This window comes from Blastococcus sp. SYSU D01042 (genome assembly GCF_054050515.1).
On the sequence record NZ_JBJGZM010000001.1, the window covers coordinates 411,575 to 427,098 of the forward strand.

General features: G+C 74.7%; 15 protein-coding genes. 7 read left to right on the forward strand and 8 right to left on the reverse strand.

The genetic code is table 11. The features are described 5' to 3' along the window. The first annotated feature begins 179 nt into the window (after positions 1-179). Positions 180-1,967: a DEAD/DEAH box helicase gene (locus ACI79H_RS02090; protein WP_456552711.1), complete on the forward strand. Its 1,788-nt coding sequence runs from the start codon at positions 180-182 to the stop codon at positions 1,965-1,967. A 6-nt stretch (positions 1,968-1,973) separates the two neighbouring features. Here ACI79H_RS02090 and ACI79H_RS02095 read toward each other — a convergent pair whose 3' ends face one another. Then, positions 1,974-4,982: a helix-turn-helix transcriptional regulator gene (locus ACI79H_RS02095; RefSeq protein WP_456552712.1), complete on the reverse strand. Its 3,009-nt coding sequence runs from the start codon at positions 4,980-4,982 to the stop codon at positions 1,974-1,976. A gap of 56 nt (positions 4,983-5,038) precedes the next feature. Next, positions 5,039-5,167 carry a hypothetical protein gene (locus ACI79H_RS02100; protein ID WP_456552713.1) on the reverse strand — a complete coding sequence of 43 codons (129 nt, stop codon included), beginning with the start codon at positions 5,165-5,167 and terminating at the stop codon, positions 5,039-5,041. A gap of 237 nt (positions 5,168-5,404) precedes the next feature. On the opposite strand from ACI79H_RS02100, the gene ACI79H_RS02105 reads away from it, so the two are divergent. Continuing rightward, on the forward strand, positions 5,405-5,650 hold the full coding sequence (locus ACI79H_RS02105; RefSeq protein WP_456552714.1) for a DUF6458 family protein: 246 nt from the start codon (positions 5,405-5,407) through the stop codon (positions 5,648-5,650). 254 nt (positions 5,651-5,904) lie between these two features. Here ACI79H_RS02105 and ACI79H_RS02110 read toward each other — a convergent pair whose 3' ends face one another. Next, positions 5,905-6,660: a phospholipid scramblase-related protein gene (locus ACI79H_RS02110; RefSeq protein WP_456552715.1), complete on the reverse strand. Its 756-nt coding sequence runs from the start codon at positions 6,658-6,660 to the stop codon at positions 5,905-5,907. Positions 6,661-6,711: 51 nt separating this feature from the next. Here ACI79H_RS02110 and ACI79H_RS02115 point away from each other — a divergent pair, with 51 nt between their 5' ends. Next, positions 6,712-7,983, forward strand: coding sequence for an ArgE/DapE family deacylase (locus ACI79H_RS02115; RefSeq protein ID WP_456552716.1), 1,272 nt, complete (start codon positions 6,712-6,714; stop codon positions 7,981-7,983). Further along, a complete protein-coding gene (locus tag ACI79H_RS02120) occupies positions 7,980-8,657 on the forward strand; it encodes an HD domain-containing protein (protein WP_456552717.1) in 678 nt (225 codons plus the stop codon). The genes ACI79H_RS02115 and ACI79H_RS02120 overlap by 4 nt, the downstream gene beginning before the upstream one ends. Here the strand turns inward: ACI79H_RS02120 and ACI79H_RS02125 are convergent. Continuing rightward, on the reverse strand, positions 8,575-8,874 hold the full coding sequence (locus ACI79H_RS02125) for a DUF4031 domain-containing protein (RefSeq protein ID WP_456552718.1): 300 nt from the start codon (positions 8,872-8,874) through the stop codon (positions 8,575-8,577). The genes ACI79H_RS02120 and ACI79H_RS02125 overlap by 83 nt on opposite strands. Positions 8,875-8,910: 36 nt before the next feature. On the opposite strand from ACI79H_RS02125, the gene ACI79H_RS02130 reads away from it, so the two are divergent. Together ACI79H_RS02130 and ACI79H_RS02135 are read left to right on the forward strand one after the other, a co-directional pair. After that, positions 8,911-9,906: a Gfo/Idh/MocA family protein gene (locus ACI79H_RS02130; RefSeq protein ID WP_456552719.1), complete on the forward strand. Its 996-nt coding sequence runs from the start codon at positions 8,911-8,913 to the stop codon at positions 9,904-9,906. 102 nt (positions 9,907-10,008) lie between these two features. After that, positions 10,009-10,554 carry a hypothetical protein gene (locus tag ACI79H_RS02135; RefSeq protein ID WP_456552720.1) on the forward strand — a complete coding sequence of 182 codons (546 nt, stop codon included), beginning with the start codon at positions 10,009-10,011 and terminating at the stop codon, positions 10,552-10,554. Positions 10,555-10,558: 4 nt separating this feature from the next. Here ACI79H_RS02135 and ACI79H_RS02140 read toward each other — a convergent pair whose 3' ends face one another. Further along, positions 10,559-11,380 carry a DUF72 domain-containing protein gene (locus tag ACI79H_RS02140; RefSeq protein WP_456552721.1) on the reverse strand — a complete coding sequence of 274 codons (822 nt, stop codon included), beginning with the start codon at positions 11,378-11,380 and terminating at the stop codon, positions 10,559-10,561. Between ACI79H_RS02140 and ACI79H_RS02145 the strand changes: the two genes are divergently transcribed. Then, positions 11,379-11,765 carry a VOC family protein gene (locus tag ACI79H_RS02145; RefSeq protein WP_456552722.1) on the forward strand — a complete coding sequence of 129 codons (387 nt, stop codon included), beginning with the start codon at positions 11,379-11,381 and terminating at the stop codon, positions 11,763-11,765. The genes ACI79H_RS02140 and ACI79H_RS02145 overlap by 2 nt on opposite strands. A gap of 184 nt (positions 11,766-11,949) precedes the next feature. On the opposite strand, the gene groL is transcribed toward ACI79H_RS02145, so the two are convergent. From groL to thrC, 3 genes are all read right to left on the reverse strand, one after another. After that, positions 11,950-13,578, reverse strand: a complete 1,629-nt coding sequence (groL, locus tag ACI79H_RS02150; protein ID WP_456552723.1) for a chaperonin GroEL — start codon at positions 13,576-13,578, stop codon at positions 11,950-11,952. Between the two features lie 249 nt (positions 13,579-13,827). Continuing rightward, positions 13,828-14,028, reverse strand: coding sequence for a cold-shock protein (locus ACI79H_RS02155; protein ID WP_040337424.1), 201 nt, complete (start codon positions 14,026-14,028; stop codon positions 13,828-13,830). Between the two features lie 189 nt (positions 14,029-14,217). Further along, the gene (gene thrC, locus ACI79H_RS02160; protein WP_456552724.1) at positions 14,218-15,519 is read right to left on the reverse strand and encodes a threonine synthase; all 1,302 of its coding nucleotides are present in this window, start codon (positions 15,517-15,519) and stop codon (positions 14,218-14,220) included. Positions 15,520-15,524 lie beyond the last annotated feature (5 nt).

Below are 15,524 nucleotides of genomic sequence, written 5' to 3' on the forward strand. Positions count from 1 at the left end.
CGGCGGGGCGTGACGTATCCGTCCCTCACAGCATGGCGATCACCACACGACCCGCCGCCCGGATCGCATCCCCCAGGTCAGAGGCCTGCAGCCCGGCCCTATACGTCGCCGGGGGCAGGGCACGCGGCAGGCCCCGGGTTGGGCGTGTTGCCGCCGCGACCGCCAAGATGGACCCCGACATGGGGAGTGCAGCACGCGCGGAGACGTCGATCCCGCAGACGAACCGCCGGCCGCTCCGGGCGTGGCAGCAGGCCGCCCTGCAGCAGTACGAGGAGGCCTCGCCGAAGGACTTCCTCGTCACCGCGACGCCCGGCGCCGGGAAGACCACCTTCGCGCTGACGCTGGCCTCGCGGCTGCTGAGCCGACGCGAGGTCGCCCGGGTCGTCGTCGTCTGCCCCACCGACCACCTGCGCATGCAGTGGGCCGACGCCGCCGACGCGATGGGCATCGTGCTCGACCCCGGCCTGACCAACGCCGTCGGCCCGGTCCGCGCCGGCACCCAGGGCTACGTGACCACCTACGCCCAGGTGGCGGGCAAGCCGATGCTGCACGCCGCCCGCTGCACCTCGGTCAAGACGCTGGTCATCCTCGACGAGGTGCACCACGCCGGCGACGGGCTCTCCTGGGGCGAGGCGTCCGAGGAGGCGTTCGGCATGGCCGCGCGCCGGCTGTGCCTGACCGGGACGCCGTTCCGCACCAAGCCCGACGAGCGCATCCCCTTCGTCCGCTACGAGGAGGACAGCTTCGAGGGCGACGACGGCGAGGGAGGCATCGGCCTGGTCAGCCGCGCCGACTACACCTACGGGTACAAGGAGGCGCTGGCCGACAACGTCGTCCGCCCGGTCGTCTTCGCGGCCTACACGGGCACCTCGCGTTGGCGGAACTCCGCCGGTGAGGTGGTCGCCGCCTCGCTCTCGGAGGCCGGCACCCGGTCGGTGGAGATGCAGGCCTGGCGCACCGCGCTGGACCCCAAGGGCCAGTGGGTGCCGCACGTCATCGCGGCGATGGACGACCGGATCACCCACCTGCGCGAGAGCGGCATGCCCGACGCCGCGGGGCTGATCCTCGCCAGCGACCAGGACGATGCCCGCGCCTACGCCAAGATCGTGCGGCGGGTGACCGGCAAGGCCGCCGAGCTCATCCTCTCCGACGACCCCAAGGCGTCGAAGAAGATCGAGCGCTTCGCGACCGGGTCGGCACGCATCGCCGTCTGCGTGCGGATGATCTCCGAGGGCGTCGACGTCCCTCGCGCCGCCGTCCTGGCGTGGATGACCTCGTACCGGACGCCGCTGTTCTTCGCGCAGGCCGTCGGCCGCGTCGTCCGCTCCCGGGCGCCGCACGAGTCGGCGACGGTCTTCCTCCCCGCCGTGCGTCCGCTGCTGTCGCTGGCCGCGGCGATGGAGGAGCAGCGCAACCACGTCATGCCGCCGCCCCGCACCCAGCCCGACGAGGAGCTCGAGGCGCTGGACCTGCCGCCCCGCGAGCCGCGCGAGGGCGAGATGAAGCAGTGGGAGGCGCTGGAGGCCGACGCGCGCTTCGCCCACGTGCTGCACAGCGGGACGGCGCACACCGGCGAGGGATCCGGTGCGACGGTGGTGGTCGGCGAGGAGGACGAGGAGTTCCTCGGCATCCCCGGGCTGCTCACCCCCGCGCAGACGGCGGAGCTGCTGTCGAAGCGGGACGACGAGCTGCGGCTGCGCATCGCGCAGAGCCACCGGGAGCACGCCGAGGACTTCATGCTCGTCGAGGACCACCCCGACGAGGACGACGCCGGCCGGTCGTGGCGGGACGCCGCCGAGCTGCGCCGCGAGATCAACAAGCTGGTCAACCGGGTCGCGGCCCGCACCGCCCAGCCCCAGGCCGTGGTGCACACGCAGCTGCGTCAGTCGGTGCCCGGCCCGCCGTCGGCGTCGGCGTCGGTCGACGTGCTGCGCGCCCGGCGGGAGCGCCTGCGCACGATGCTCTGAGCCGGGCTAGGACAGCAGCCCCCGCGCGGCGGCGATCGCGACGGCCTCCGTGCGGCCGCCGGCGCCGAACTTGGCCAGGATGTTGCTGACGTGCACGCTCGCGGTCTTCTCGCTGATGTAGAGCTCGGCGCCGATCTGCCGGTTGGTGCGGCCCTGGGCCAGCAGCCGCAGCACCTCCGCCTCCCGCGGCGTGAGGACGTCGGAGACCTCCACCGGACGCACGCCGGCCACGTCGAGCCGGCCGCGGCGGGCCAGCGCCTCGAGCGCGTCCCGCAGCGGAGCCGCCCCGAGCCGCACCGCGACCCCGTGCGCGAGCGCGACCTGCTCGGCCGCGGCCGCCCGGTCCCCGGCGGCGAGCAGCGCCTCGGCCAGCCGCCACCGGGACCGCGCCTCCTCGTACACGTGCCCGAACCCGAACGCGTCGACGGCGGCACGCCACGGCTCCGGCACCGCTCCGCCGCGGCCCCGGGCCGCCTCCGCCTCGATCCGCGCGAGCCACGCTTCCGCCTCGACGCCCATCGTGTCGCCGTAGGTCGCCCGGTAGGTGTCCACCGCCGCCTGCGCCGCCGCGACGAGCTGCTCGACCGCCTGCAGCCAGCGCGCCTCCTCCTCGGCGTCGCCGTCCCGGCGGGCCATGGCCGCCGCGTCCGCCACGGGCGCCAGCGCCGTCCCGGCCAGCCGCAGCACGCCGAGGTGGTCGTCGTCCCACTCCTGCCGCAGCCGCGCGTAGGTCGCCAGCGCCACGTCCACCGCCTCCTGCGGCCGGCCCTCCCAGGCGGCGAGGTCGATCTGCGAGGCAGCGGTGACGAGGGCCAGCAGGACGTGCGCGCTCAGCCGCGGTACCAGCCCCCGCGCCCAGTCGACCCGCGCACGCGCGGAGGGGTCGCCGCGGCCTACCAGCACGAGCAGCCCGTCGGCCCGCACGTGCGCCGACATCTCCGGGACCCGGCCCAGCGCGTCCGCCTCGGCCAGGCTGCCGTCCCAGTCGCCGGCCATGTACAGCGCCGTGACGTGCAGGTGCCGCAGCTCCGCGGGGTAGTGCGACCACTCGATGCCGAGCTCGCGGGCCCGCCGAGTGCCGTGCCGCGTCCACTCCAGCGCCTCGGCGATGCGACCGTCCTCGAAGGTCACCGTCGCCAGGTTGAACAGCACCCGCATCTCGACCTCGACGTTGCCCGATCGGCGGGCGCGCGCGAGGGCCTCGTCGAGCCGGGCGAGCACCACCGGGAGCTCGGTCCCCGGCCGCGCGCGCACCTGGGTGACGGCGATGTCGGCCCAGGCGCCGTCGTAGCCGAGCGCGTCCGCGGCGGCCAGCGCCTCCTCGGCCGCTGCCTCCGCCTCCTCGATCCGGCCCATCGAGTAGCTCATCCGCGCGTGCGTCGCGGCCGCCCAGGTACGCACCTTGGACGGCGGTTCGGCGGGCACGAGCTCCATCGCCGCGGCGCTCTCGCGGTAGGCGCCGGCGTCGTCCTCGACCCGCACCATCGCCTGGGCCAGCGTGTAGTGCACCCGCGCGCGGACCTCCGGCCCGGCGTCGGGCGGCAGCACCTCCAGGGCGGAGCGCAGCAGGGCCACCGCCCGGGCGGGCTCCCCCACCGTGCGGGCCGCGGCGGCGGTCTCCAGCAGCAGCGCCGCCTGGTCGCGACCGGCCCGCTCCGCGGCGTCCGGCACCGCCGACCACAGCGCGAGCGCCGTCTCCAGGTGCTGCAGCTGCTCCGCCGGGGCGCCGACGCCACCGGCCGCGGCCGCCGCGGCCAGCGAGGCGGTGAAGGCTCCGGGCAGGTCGTTGCTCTCGCGGGCGTGGTGGGCCTGCTCGGCCGCGGTCCCGGCGCCCGGGACCTGCGCCAGGTGGGCCGCGATCGCCGCGTGCAGCCGCACCCGCTCGCCGGGCAGCAGGTCGGCCAGGACCGCCTCGCGCAGCAGCGCGTGCCGGAACCGGAAGCGCCCGTCGCCGGAGACCACCAGCAGGTAGTGGTGCACCGTCTCGGCGAGCGCCGCCTCCAGGTCGCCGTCGGCCAGCCCGCTGACCGCGGCCACCAGCTCGTGCCGCACCCGGCGCCCGGCGACGGCGGCCACGCGCAGCACCTGCTGCGCCGCCGGCGACCGCTGCTCGACGCGGGCGAGCAGCACGTCGGTCAGCGCCAGCGGCAGCGCCTCCCCGTGCAGCCCGGCGGCGAGCAGCTCCTCGGCGTAGAACGCGTTGCCCTCGGCCCGGGTGACGACGTCGTCGACGACCGACTCGGGCAGCGGACCCGACCCGGCCGTGAGCCGGCGCACGAGGTCGCCGACCTCCGCGTCCGGCAGCGGGCCGAGCTCGAGGCGCTCGACGCCCGGCAGCCGCACCAGCTCGGCCAGCAGGGGACGCAGCGGGTGGCGGCGGTGCAGGTCGTCGGCCCGGTAGGAGGCCACCACGGCCACCGGCTCGTCGGAGAGCCGGGCGAGCAGGTAGCGCAGCAGGTCGCGGCTGGACCGGTCGGCCCAGTGCACGTCCTCCAGCACGAGGAGCAGCGGCCCGGCGCTCGCCAGCTCGCAGATCAGCCCGGCCACCGACTCGAACAACCGCAGCCGGCCGTCGTCCACCGGCGGTGGTGCGGCGCGGTGCGGCAGCGGACGGGCGAGATCGCGGCCCTCGGTCGGCGGCACCGGCTCGGTCGGCGGCGACAGCTCACCCGGCGACGGCGCGGGCCGGCCGGCGAGCAGCGGGGCGAGCACCCGGTCCGCCGACGACGCCGGCGCGAGCGCGGGGTCGGAGGCCACGGGGCGCAGCAGGTCGACGAAGGGCAGGTAGGGCAGACCGACGTCGCCGAGGTCGACGCAGTGCCCGGTGAGGACCCGGACCCCACGGGCTGCGGCCCGGGCGGTCAGCTCGTCGAGCAACCGGGTCTTGCCCACGCCGGCGTCGCCGGACAGCAGCACGGTGGTGGCCCGGCCACCGGCGGCGCGGTCGACGCCCGCCAGCAGCGAGCCCAGCTCGGCGGCCCGTCCCACCAGCGGCGCGTCGTCCCAGCGTGGCACGGCGTCGATGGTGGCACGGGCCTCCGACAGAGCCGAGCCGGTTCCCCGGATGGTGGTCAGCGCCGACGCCGGCGGCGGAACCACGGGTTGGGCCGGGTCCGGGTGCCGTGGCCGGCCGCCGTCAGGACCTCGCGGCGGTACGCGAGCTCGGCCTCCAGCGCCGGGCTGCTGTAGTGGAGCGTCATCGTCGTGCCTTCCGTCGTCCCTGGTTCGGATGACGACGACGTTCGTGCTGAGGCCCGGCCCCGGGCATGGGGAGGTCGCGCACTCCTGCGGCCGCACACGGTCTGAGGTGGGCCTCAGACCACCCCGATCGGGGGATCCGGCGTCCTGAGGCGGTTCGGCCGGCGGCCGACGGGAACCCGCTGGCCCGCGGCACCCGCCGCCGGTCCCGTGACGGGACAGCGAGAAGGGAGTTCGGCATGCGGCTCGGTACTGCCATCGTGCTGCTCGCGCTCGGCGCGATCCTCACGTTCGCCCTCGAGGTGGACGTCAGCGGCGTCGACCTCCAGGTGGTCGGCTGGATCCTCATGGCGGCCGGTGCCCTGGGCATCGTCCTGGAGCTCGCCGTCTGGGGTCCCCGCCAGCGCCGGGTGACGCACACCGGCGAGGCGCCGCCGGCACCCGGTGCGCCGGTCCGCCGCAGCACCACCGAGGAGACCTACTGAGCGATCCCGCCCACCCACGCGAGAGGCCCCGTCCGGAAGGACGGGGCCTCTCGTGCGACGAGGTCCGGACCGGGTGACGGCCGCCTCGCGGCGAGATGCACAACACGGCTCCAGGCCCCCGACCGAGGTCGGGGCGGTAGTCCGTGAAGGCGTAACCAAATGGCACCCGGGGGCACGTGGCACCCGGCCCGGACGCCTCCGACGCTACCCCCGGAACGGCGACGGCGCCGGGGCGGGCGGGGTGCCGTGCGTCGCTAGTTGAAGCCCCGGTCGTCCTGCTTGAGCGCCGTGTCGACGGTGAGCGCGGAGGCGATCACCAGGCTGGCCAGCGGCTCCGGCAGCCGGACGTGCACCAGGACGACGTAGCGGTCGGCCGTGGTGAACATCGTCCGCGCCAGCCCCTCCCACTTCTTCGTGATGCGGGCGACCTCGGTGCCGGCGGCGTCGGTGATGGCGAAGTCCCAGGCCCGCCAGTTCTCCGCCTGGATCGCCCCGACCACCTGGCCACCCGCGACCAGGTCGAAGCGGATCCGCCCGAACACGTTGGCCTGCACGATCTCCCCGACCGGGGTGCCGTCGGGCCGCGCCACGAGGACCCGCGACCGCACGACCTTCGCCGGCCGGGTGAGCACGAGCACCGGCCCCCGGGAGTCGCGCACCTCGAGGGTGTGGGTGAGGAACTGGTCGAGCTGGCTGAACAGCCGGACCGCCTTCTTCACCGCGCTCTGCCCGACCTGCACGACGGCGCCGATCTGCTGCCCCTGGCCGTCGAGCACCGCGTACTCGTTGGTCAGCTCGATCAGCTTGGTCTTCTGGTTCACCAGCAGGACCGGCTGCTCGTAGAGCGACGGCCCCCCGCCCTGCGGCACGGGCGGGGGCTGCACCGGCGGCGGGGGCGGGGCGGTCGGCTGCTGGACGTGCTCGGTCCAGCCCTGGCCGTCCCACCAGCGGGTGCCGGGCGTGCCGGCGGGGTCGGGGTACCAGCCCGGAGGGGGCGGCGGCTGCGTCACGGCCGCACCGTATCGGCCGGCGCCGTCCGACCCGCGTGCCAGACTCGCCGCGTGCCGCCGCTCACCGCCGTCGAGGAGCGCGTGCTGGCGGCCGTGGACGAGCGGTGGGTGGTCGAGCGGCTGGCGGCCCTGGTCGCCGTCCCGTCGGTCGGCGGCACGCCCGCCGAGAGCGACGTGCAGCACCTGCTCGCCGGGTGGCTGACCGAGCTGGACTGCGCCGTCGACCTGTGGCCGATCGACCTCGCCGAGGCCGCGACGGCGCCCGGCGCACCGGGCCAAGAGGTCGAGCGCACCGAGGCGTGGGGCGTCGTCGGTACCGTGCCCGGCGCGGAGGACGGCACGCCGGCGCTGGTGCTCGCCGGGCACACCGACGTCGTCCCGCCCGGCGACCTCGCCCGCTGGCCGGGCGACCCGTTCACGCCCCGGCTGGCCGGCGGTGAGCTGCACGGCCGCGGCGCCTGCGACATGAAGGGCGGCGTGGTCGCCTCGCTCGCGGCGGTGGCCGCCCTGCGGACGGCGGGGGTGCGGCTGCGCCGGCCGCTCGCGCTGCACGGCGTCGTGGGCGAGGAGGACGGCGGCCTCGGCGCCTGGGCCGCGCTGCGCCGGGGGCACGGCGGGGACCTGTGCGTCATCCCGGAACCGACGGCCGGGGCGGTCGTCACCGCTCATGCCGGCGCGCTGACCTTCCGGCTCGAGGTCACCGGCCGAGCGGCGCACGCGGCGATGCGGGACCGGGGCGTGAGCGCGGTCGAGCTCTTCGCCACCGTGCACGCCGGGCTGCGCGCCTTCGAGGCCGAGCGGCAGCGCGGCGCCGACCCCCGCTTCGGCGACGCCCGCTTCCCCTACGGCCTGTCCATCGGCCGGGTGCAGGCCGGGGACTGGGCCAGCTCGGTGCCCGACCGGCTGGTCGCCGAGGGCCGCTACGGCGTCCGCATCGGCGAGCCGGTCGAGGTGGCCCGGGCCGCGCTCGCCGAGCGCCTGACCGAGCTGTGCGCCGCCGACCCGTGGCTGGCCGACCACCCGGTGCGGCTGAGCTGGACCGGCGGCGAGTTCGCCAGCGGCGCGCTGCCCCCGGGCTCGCCGCTGCTGCCCGCGGTCCGCGCGGCGGTCGAGGACGCCGGGGGCGGGGTGCCGCCCGAGCGGGCGCTGGCCGCCGGCACCGACCTGCGGCTGTACGCCGCCGCGGGCATCCCGACGCTGCACTTCGGCCCGGGCGACCTGAACCTCGCCCACGGCCCGGAGGAGCGGGTCCCCGTGGCCGAGGTCGTCACCGCCGCGCGCGCCTTTGCCCTGCTGGCCCTGCGCACCTGCGGGTCCCGGTGAGCGTCGCCTTCGAGGCCTGGGCAGCGCTGGCCGGCGGCTCCCCCACCTCCCGCACCGAGTGGGCCGCGGTCGTCCGCGCGTGGGGCGAGCCGCACCGCCGGTACCACGACCTCGCGCACCTGGCGGCGGTGCTCGGCATCGTCGACCGGCTCGCCGACGACGCCGCCGATCCCGACGCCGTGCGGCTGGCCGCCTGGTACCACGACGTCGTCTACGACCCGCGGCGCAGCGACAACGAGGCGGTGAGCGCCGGCCGCGCGAAGGCGGGGCTGCGCGGGCTGGTCCCCGACGAGCGGATCGCGGAGGTCGAGCGGCTGGTGCTGCTCACCGCCGGCCACGCGGTCGAGCCCGGTGACGCGAACGGCGCGGTCCTCTGCGACGCCGACCTCGCCGTCCTGGCCTCGCCGCCGGAGGCGTACGCCGCCTACGCGTCGGCGGTCCGCGAGGAGTACGCCCACGTGCCCGACGAGCTGTTCACCGCGGGCCGGATCGCCGTCCTGGAGCAGCTGCTGGCGCTCCCCCGGCTCTACCGGCTGCCCGCGGTGGCCGGCACCTGGGAGCCGCGCGCCCGGGCGAACGTGGCCGCCGAGCTCAGCCTGCTGCGCGACCGGGCGGGCGGGGCTCCGGGTGGCGGGGCTTCCGAGAGCGGAGCCCCGCCGCCAGCAGCCGGCTGAGCAGCTCCCGCGCACCGACCGGCTGCGCCCCGGCCGCCACCGCGACGTCGTAGAGGTCCTCCGGGACGTCGTAGTGGTCGCCCTGGAACGCCCGCCGCGGGATGCCCAGCTCGTCGGCCACGAAGGCGTGCAGCTCGTCGTAGGAGACGTCGCTGACCAGGTGCGACCACCTGCGTCCCCGCCACGGCCAGACGGGGGTGTCGATCAGCACGGCCACGCGAGCAGTCTGCCCGGCCGGACTAGCGTGCGACGGGTGAACGAAGACATCCGCTGGGGCATCGTCGGGCCGGGCCGCATCGCCGAGAGCGTGCTGCCGGACTTCGCACACGTGCCGCACGCCCGTCCGGTGGCGGTGGCGTCGCGGTCGCAGGACCGTGCCGACGCCTTCGCCGCCCGGCACGGCCTCGACCGGGCGCACGGCTCCTACGCAGCGATCCTCGAGGACCCGGACGTCGACGTCCTCTACGTCGCGACCCCGCACGCGCAGCACGCCGCTTTCGCGCTGGCTGCCCTGCGCGCCGGGAAGGCGCTGCTGGTGGAGAAGTCGTTCACCGCCACGACGGCCGGCGCGGCCGAGGTCGTCGCGCTGGCCCGGCAGACCGGCGTCTTCACCATGGAGGCGATGTGGACGCGCTTCCAGCCGGCGGTGGTCGCGCTGCGCGAGCTCGTGGCCGACGGTGCCATCGGCGAGGTGCGATCGGTCCAGGCGGACCTGGGCGTCGCCCGCACGTACGAGCCCACCGACCGGCTCTTCGCCCTCGAGCTCGGCGGCGGCGCGCTGCTCGACCTCGGCGTCTACGTGATCTCCTTCGCGCAGATGCTGCTGGGCGCGCCCGACACCGTGACGGCCGCCGGCTCGCGGTTCCCGAGCGGTGTCGACGCCGAGGCCGCGGTCCTGCTCGGCTACGACGACGGCCGGTCGGCCACGCTGCTCACCTCGCTGCGCAACTCGCTGCCGGGCCAGGCGCGCGTCTTCGGCACGGAGGGCTGGATCGACGTCCTCCCCCGCTTCCACCACCCGGACACCATCGTCCTGCACCGCGCCGGCGCCGAGCCGGAGACCATCACCCGGGAGCACACCGGCAGCGGGTACGCGCACGAGCTGGTCGAGGTCACCGAGTGCCTGCGCGCAGGGCGGACCGAGAGCGCGGTCATGCCGCTGGCCGACACCCTCGCCGTGCAGGACGTGCTCGGGCAGGCCGCCGACCAGCTCGGCGTGCGGCACGTCGAGGACCCCGCCGCGGTCTGACGTTCGCCCGTCCGGGTGCATCCGCTCCAGCCCCGGAGCCTTGCGGCCGATGAGAGGAGGGAGAGCCGCACCGGGCGGCCGTGCAGCAGGAGGTACCCGTCCATGGCACTGCTCGGAGGACTCGCCACCGCCATCGCCCACCTGACCGCGGCCGGCACCACGGCGAAGGCGGCCGCCGGCCTGGGCATCGCCGCCGCGGCGGTGACCGGTGCGGGAACGGCCGGCGTGCTGCCGACCCCGGTGCAGGACACCGTGGCGTCGGCGGTCGGGACGGTCACCCCGTTCGAGCTGCCCACCTCCGGGGACGACGGCCCGTCGGTCGAGGTCCCGGAGGCACCGCTCCCCGAGGCGGAGGTGCCCGAGGCCGACGTCCCCGACGTCGACGTCCCCGAGGTCGACGTCCCCGACGTCGAGGTGCCCGAGGTCGACGTCCCCGAGGCCGAGGCACCCGAGGTCGAGGTGCCGCCGGCGCCGGAGGCTGCTCCGCAGGAGGACCGCCCGCGCGGGCTCGCGAACGCCATCGAGCACGCGGACGAGCACGCGCAGCCGGCGCTGCAGGAGAACCTGGCCCGCCACGAGCAGCGTGCGGAGGAGAAGGCCGCTCGGGAGGGCTCCGGCAAGGGGCAGGCCCACGGCCGGGGCGACTGACGGCTCAGCCGGCCGGCTCCGCGGACGCCCACGCCGCGCCCACCGCCTGGTCGGCGGTGGGCACGCGGGTCGTCGTCCCCCCGGCCCGGCGGACGGCGTCCGCGAAGCGCACCGCGTCGATGACGGCGTTGCAGCCCGGGTCGTTGTTGAAGTACACGAGCACGTCGGCATCGCCGTAGGTGGCGACGACGCGCTCAGCCCACAGCTCCAGGGTCTGCGCGCGGTAGCCCCACCCCTCGAACCCGTGGTGGAAGCGCAGGTAACCCCAGTCGGCCGTGCGCCACAGCGGGGCGACCGGCTGCTCGTCCCGGTCGGCCCAGCACAGCGCGGCGCCGTAGCGTTCGAGCAGCGCACGGATCTCGTCGGTCCACCACGACTCGTGCCGCGGCTCGACGGCCACGCGGGTGCCCGCGGGGAACTGCGCGAGGCACTCGCGCAGCAGCTCGGCGTCGGCCCGCAGCGTGGGCGGCAGCTGCAGCAGGATCGTGTCGAGCTTCGGGCCCAGGCCGGCGGCCCGCTCCACCAGCCGGCCCACCGGCTCCTCGGGCTCGCGCAGCCGCTTGATGTGGGTGAGGAACCGGCTGGCCTTGACCGCCCAGCGGAAGTCCGGCGGGGTGCGCGCCCGCCACTTCTCGAACGTCTCGCGCTCGGGCAGCCGGTAGAAGGCGTTGTTGCTCTCGACGGTGGCGAAGTGCTCGACGTAGTGCTCGAGCCACAGCCGCTGGGCGAGCTTCGGCGGGTAGAAGGCGCCGCGCCAGTCGCGGTACTGCCACCCCGACGTCCCGATGATCACCGTCACGCGCAGCCGCCTACCCTGCACGTCCATGGCTGACGCACCGGCGCGATTCAAGGACCTCTGCCTCGACGCGCGGGACCACCACGCCCTCGCCGACTGGTGGTGCGCCGCCATCGGCTACGTGCGGCGCGACTCGCTGGAGGACGCCGCGACGCCTGGGGACGACGAGCCGCGCCCGCACGAGTGGCCCGTCCCGATCGTCGACCCGGCCGGCCAGGGACCGCTCATGTGGATCGTCCCCGTGCCCGAGCCGAAGACGGTCAAGAACCGCATGCACTTCGACGTCGTCGGCGAGACCGGGCCCCTGCTGGGCGCGGGCGCCACGATGGTCCGCGAACAGGACGACGAGATCGAGTGGAGCGTCCTCGCCGACCCCGAGGGCAACGAGTTCTGCGTCTTCGCCCCCGAGGACTGAGACACCGGGGCCCGGGCGCGCGCGAGAGCCCGCCCGGCGCCCTCTCGGCACCTCCGAGAGGGCGCTGGACGGGCGGTGATCAACCCGTGACGGCATGCCCCTGACCCGCAGAACGCCGACAGGGGCGGCCCGCCTGAGCGGACCGCCCCTGCCGGGCAGTGCTGGTGCTACGGGTGGGCGGGACTCAGAAGTCCATGCCGCCCATGCCGCCGTCGGCGCCCGGCATGGCCGGGGCGTTCTTCTCCGGCTTGTCGGCGATGACGGCCTCGGTGGTGAGGAAGAGCGCCGCGATGGAGGCGGCGTTCTGCAGCGCCGAGCGGGTCACCTTGGCGGGGTCGATGATCCCGCTGGCGACCAGGTCCACGTACTCGCCGGTGGCGGCGTTGAGGCCCCAGCCGGTGTCGGAGTTGCGGACCTTCTCCGCCACGACGCCGCCCTCGAGGCCGGCGTTGACGGCGATCTGCTTCAGCGGCGCCTCGAGCGCGACGCGCACGATGTTGGCACCGGTCGCCTCGTCACCCTCGAGCTCGAGCTTCTCGAACGCGACGGTCGTCGCCTGCGCGAGAGCGACGCCACCACCGGCGACGATGCCCTCCTCGACGGCGGCCTTGGCGTTGCGCACCGCGTCCTCGATGCGGTGCTTGCGCTCCTTGAGCTCGACCTCGGTCGCGGCGCCGGCCTTGATGACGGCGACGCCACCGGCCAGCTTGGCCAGGCGCTCCTGCAGCTTCTCGCGGTCGTAGTCGCTGTCCGACTTGTCGATCTCGGCGCGGATCTGGTTCACCCGGCCGGCGATCTGGTCGGTGTCGCCCGAGCCCTCGACGATGGTCGTCTCGTCCTTGGTGACGACGACCTTGCGGGCGCGGCCGAGCAGCTCGAGGTCGGCGTTGTCGAGCTTGAGGCCGACCTCCTCGCTGATGACCTGGCCGCCGGTGAGGATGGCGATGTCGGTCAGCATGGCCTTGCGGCGGTCACCGAAGCCCGGGGCCTTGACGGCGACGGACTTGAAGGTGCCGCGGATCTTGTTCACGACCAGGGTCGCGAGGGCCTCGCCCTCGACGTCCTCGGCGATGATGGCCAGGGGCTTGCCCGACTGCATGACCTTCTCCAGCAGCGGGAGCAGGTCCTTGACGGTGCTGATCTTCGAGTTGACGACGAGCACGTACGGGTCGTCGAGGACGGCCTCCATGCGCTCGGTGTCGGTCACGAAGTAGGGCGAGATGTAGCCCTTGTCGAAGCGCATGCCCTCGGTGAGCTCGAGCTCGAGGCCGAAGGTGTTGCTCTCCTCGACGGTGATGACACCTTCCTTGCCGACCTTGTCCATCGCCTCGGCGATGAGCTCGCCGATGGCGGGGTCAGCGGCGGAGATCGAGGCGGTGGCCGCGATCTGCTCCTTGGTCTCGACGTCCTTGGCGGTCGAGAGCAGGTACTCCGAGACGGAGGCGACGGCCTTCTCGATGCCCTTCTTCAGGGCCATCGGGTTCGCGCCGGCGGCGACGTTGCGCAGACCCTCGCGCACGAGCGCCTGGGCCAGCACGGTGGCGGTGGTGGTGCCGTCACCCGCGACGTCGTCGGTCTTCTTCGCGACCTCCTTGACCAGCTCGGCCCCGATCTTCTCCCACGGGTCCTCGAGCTCGATCTCCTTGGCGATGCTCACACCGTCGTTGGTGATCGTGGGGGCGCCCCACTTCTTCTCCAGCACGACGTTCCGGCCCTTGGGACCGAGGGTCACCTTGACGGCGTCGGCGAGGGTGTTCATGCCCCGCTCGAGGCCGCGGCGCGCCTCTTCCTCGAAGGCGATCATCTTGGCCATGTGGTGATGTCCTCCATGCATTGATCGCTGCACGGCCGGGTTGGTGCCCGCGACGGACGACACCAGCGACGTGGGCGCTCCGTCGGCCCACGGACCGGTGCCTCACCGTTCCGACCTGATTGGCACTCGGGAGCCCCGAGTGCCAGAAACGAGTCTGGCACTCGACCTTGGCGAGTGCAAGAACGGGGGCCCGGACGCGACGGAGGCCCGGCCCCCCGAAGGGGACCGGGCCTCGTCCGACGGGGCGGATCAGGCGCTGCGCACGGCGTCGGCCTGGGGGCCCTTGGCGCCCTGGACGACCTCGAACTCGACGCGCTGGCCCTCGTCGAGGGACTTGTACCCGTCCATCTGGATGGCCGAGTAGTGGACGAAGACGTCCTGGCCGCCGTCGACGGCGATGAAGCCGAAGCCCTTCTCGGCGTTGAACCACTTCACGGTGCCCTGTGCCACGTGTGCTCCCACGTTTCGTGCGTGCGGTCGGCCCCTCGTTGGTGAGGGGACGAGGTGTCGCTCTTCCGCTCGCGGACACGGGCATGGAGTCGAACCGCGCGGAAACGTACAACAAGGTGACCTTGGTTACACACGTCCCCGGCACGACTCGTTACCGAATGGTCACCCGATCCGGTGAACGCGGGGCGCTCAGGCGATGAGGCCCGCCTGCCGCGCCGACTTCACCGACGGGTCGACGCGGTGGGTCGGGCCGACGACCGGCTCCAGCGGGTCGAGGGTCTTGAGCCCCTCGCCGGTGTTGAGGACGACGGTCTCCTTGGTGGGGTCCAGCCGCCCGTTCTCCACCAGCTGCCGCAGCACGGCGACGGTCACCCCGCCGGCGGTCTCCGCGAAGACGCCGGTGGTGCGGGCGAGGTCGCGGATGCCCTGCACGATCTCGTCGTCCCCCACGCGGCCGACGGCGCCACCGGTGCGGCGGATCGCGTCGAGCGCGTAGGGGCCGTCGGCCGGGTTGCCGATGTTCAGCGACTTGGCGATCCCGGTCGGCTTGACCGGCTTGACGACGTCCCAGCCGTTGTCGAAGGCGGTGGCGATCGGGTCGCAGCCGGCCGACTGCGCGCCGAAGATCGTCCACCCCGTGGCCTCGACGATGCCCGCAGCGGTCAGCTCGCGGAACGCCTTGTCCACCTTGGTAAGCAGCGAGCCCGAGGCCATGGGGATGACGACCTGCGCCGGGATCCGCCAGCCCAGCTGCTCGGCGAGCTCGTAGCCCATCGTCTTGGAACCCTCGGCGTAGTACGGCCGCACGTTCTGGTTGACGAAGGCGGTGTCCTCGAACTCGTCGGTCTCGGCCAGCTCGCTGGTCAGCCGGTTGACGTCGTCGTACGAGCCGTCGACGGCGACCAGCGTCTGCCCGTACACCGCCGACTGCACGATCTTGCCCGGCTCCAGGTCGGAGGGGACGAAGACGAACGAGGGCAGGCCCACCCGGGCGGCGTGCGCGGCCACCGAGTTGGCCAGGTTCCCGGTAGAGGCGGCGGCGATCTTGGTGTAACCCAGGCCCTTGGCGGCGGTGGCGGCCAGGCTGACCACGCGGTCCTTGAACGAGTGCGTCGGGTTGGCCGAGTCGTCCTTCACCCACAGCCCGCCGGTCAGGCCCAGCTCCTCGGCGAGGCGGTCGGCGCGGACCAGCGGCGTCATGCCCGGGTCGAGCGAGACGCGGGAGGCGGGGTCCTGCCCCACCGGCAGCAGCGCGACGTAGCGCCAGATGTTCTGGGGGCCGGCCTCGATCTGCTCGCGGGTGACGGCCTTCATCAGCTCGGGGTCGTAGTCGACCTCCAGCGGGCCGAAGCACTCGGCGCAGGCGTGCTCGGCTATCAGGCCGAACGTCGCGCCGCAGTTGCGGCAGACCAGCCCGCGAGCGGGGCACGGCGGCACGGGGCCGCCGGCGCTCGAGTCGGCCTGGAGCGATCCGGGAGCGGTCAGGGTCATGCGAC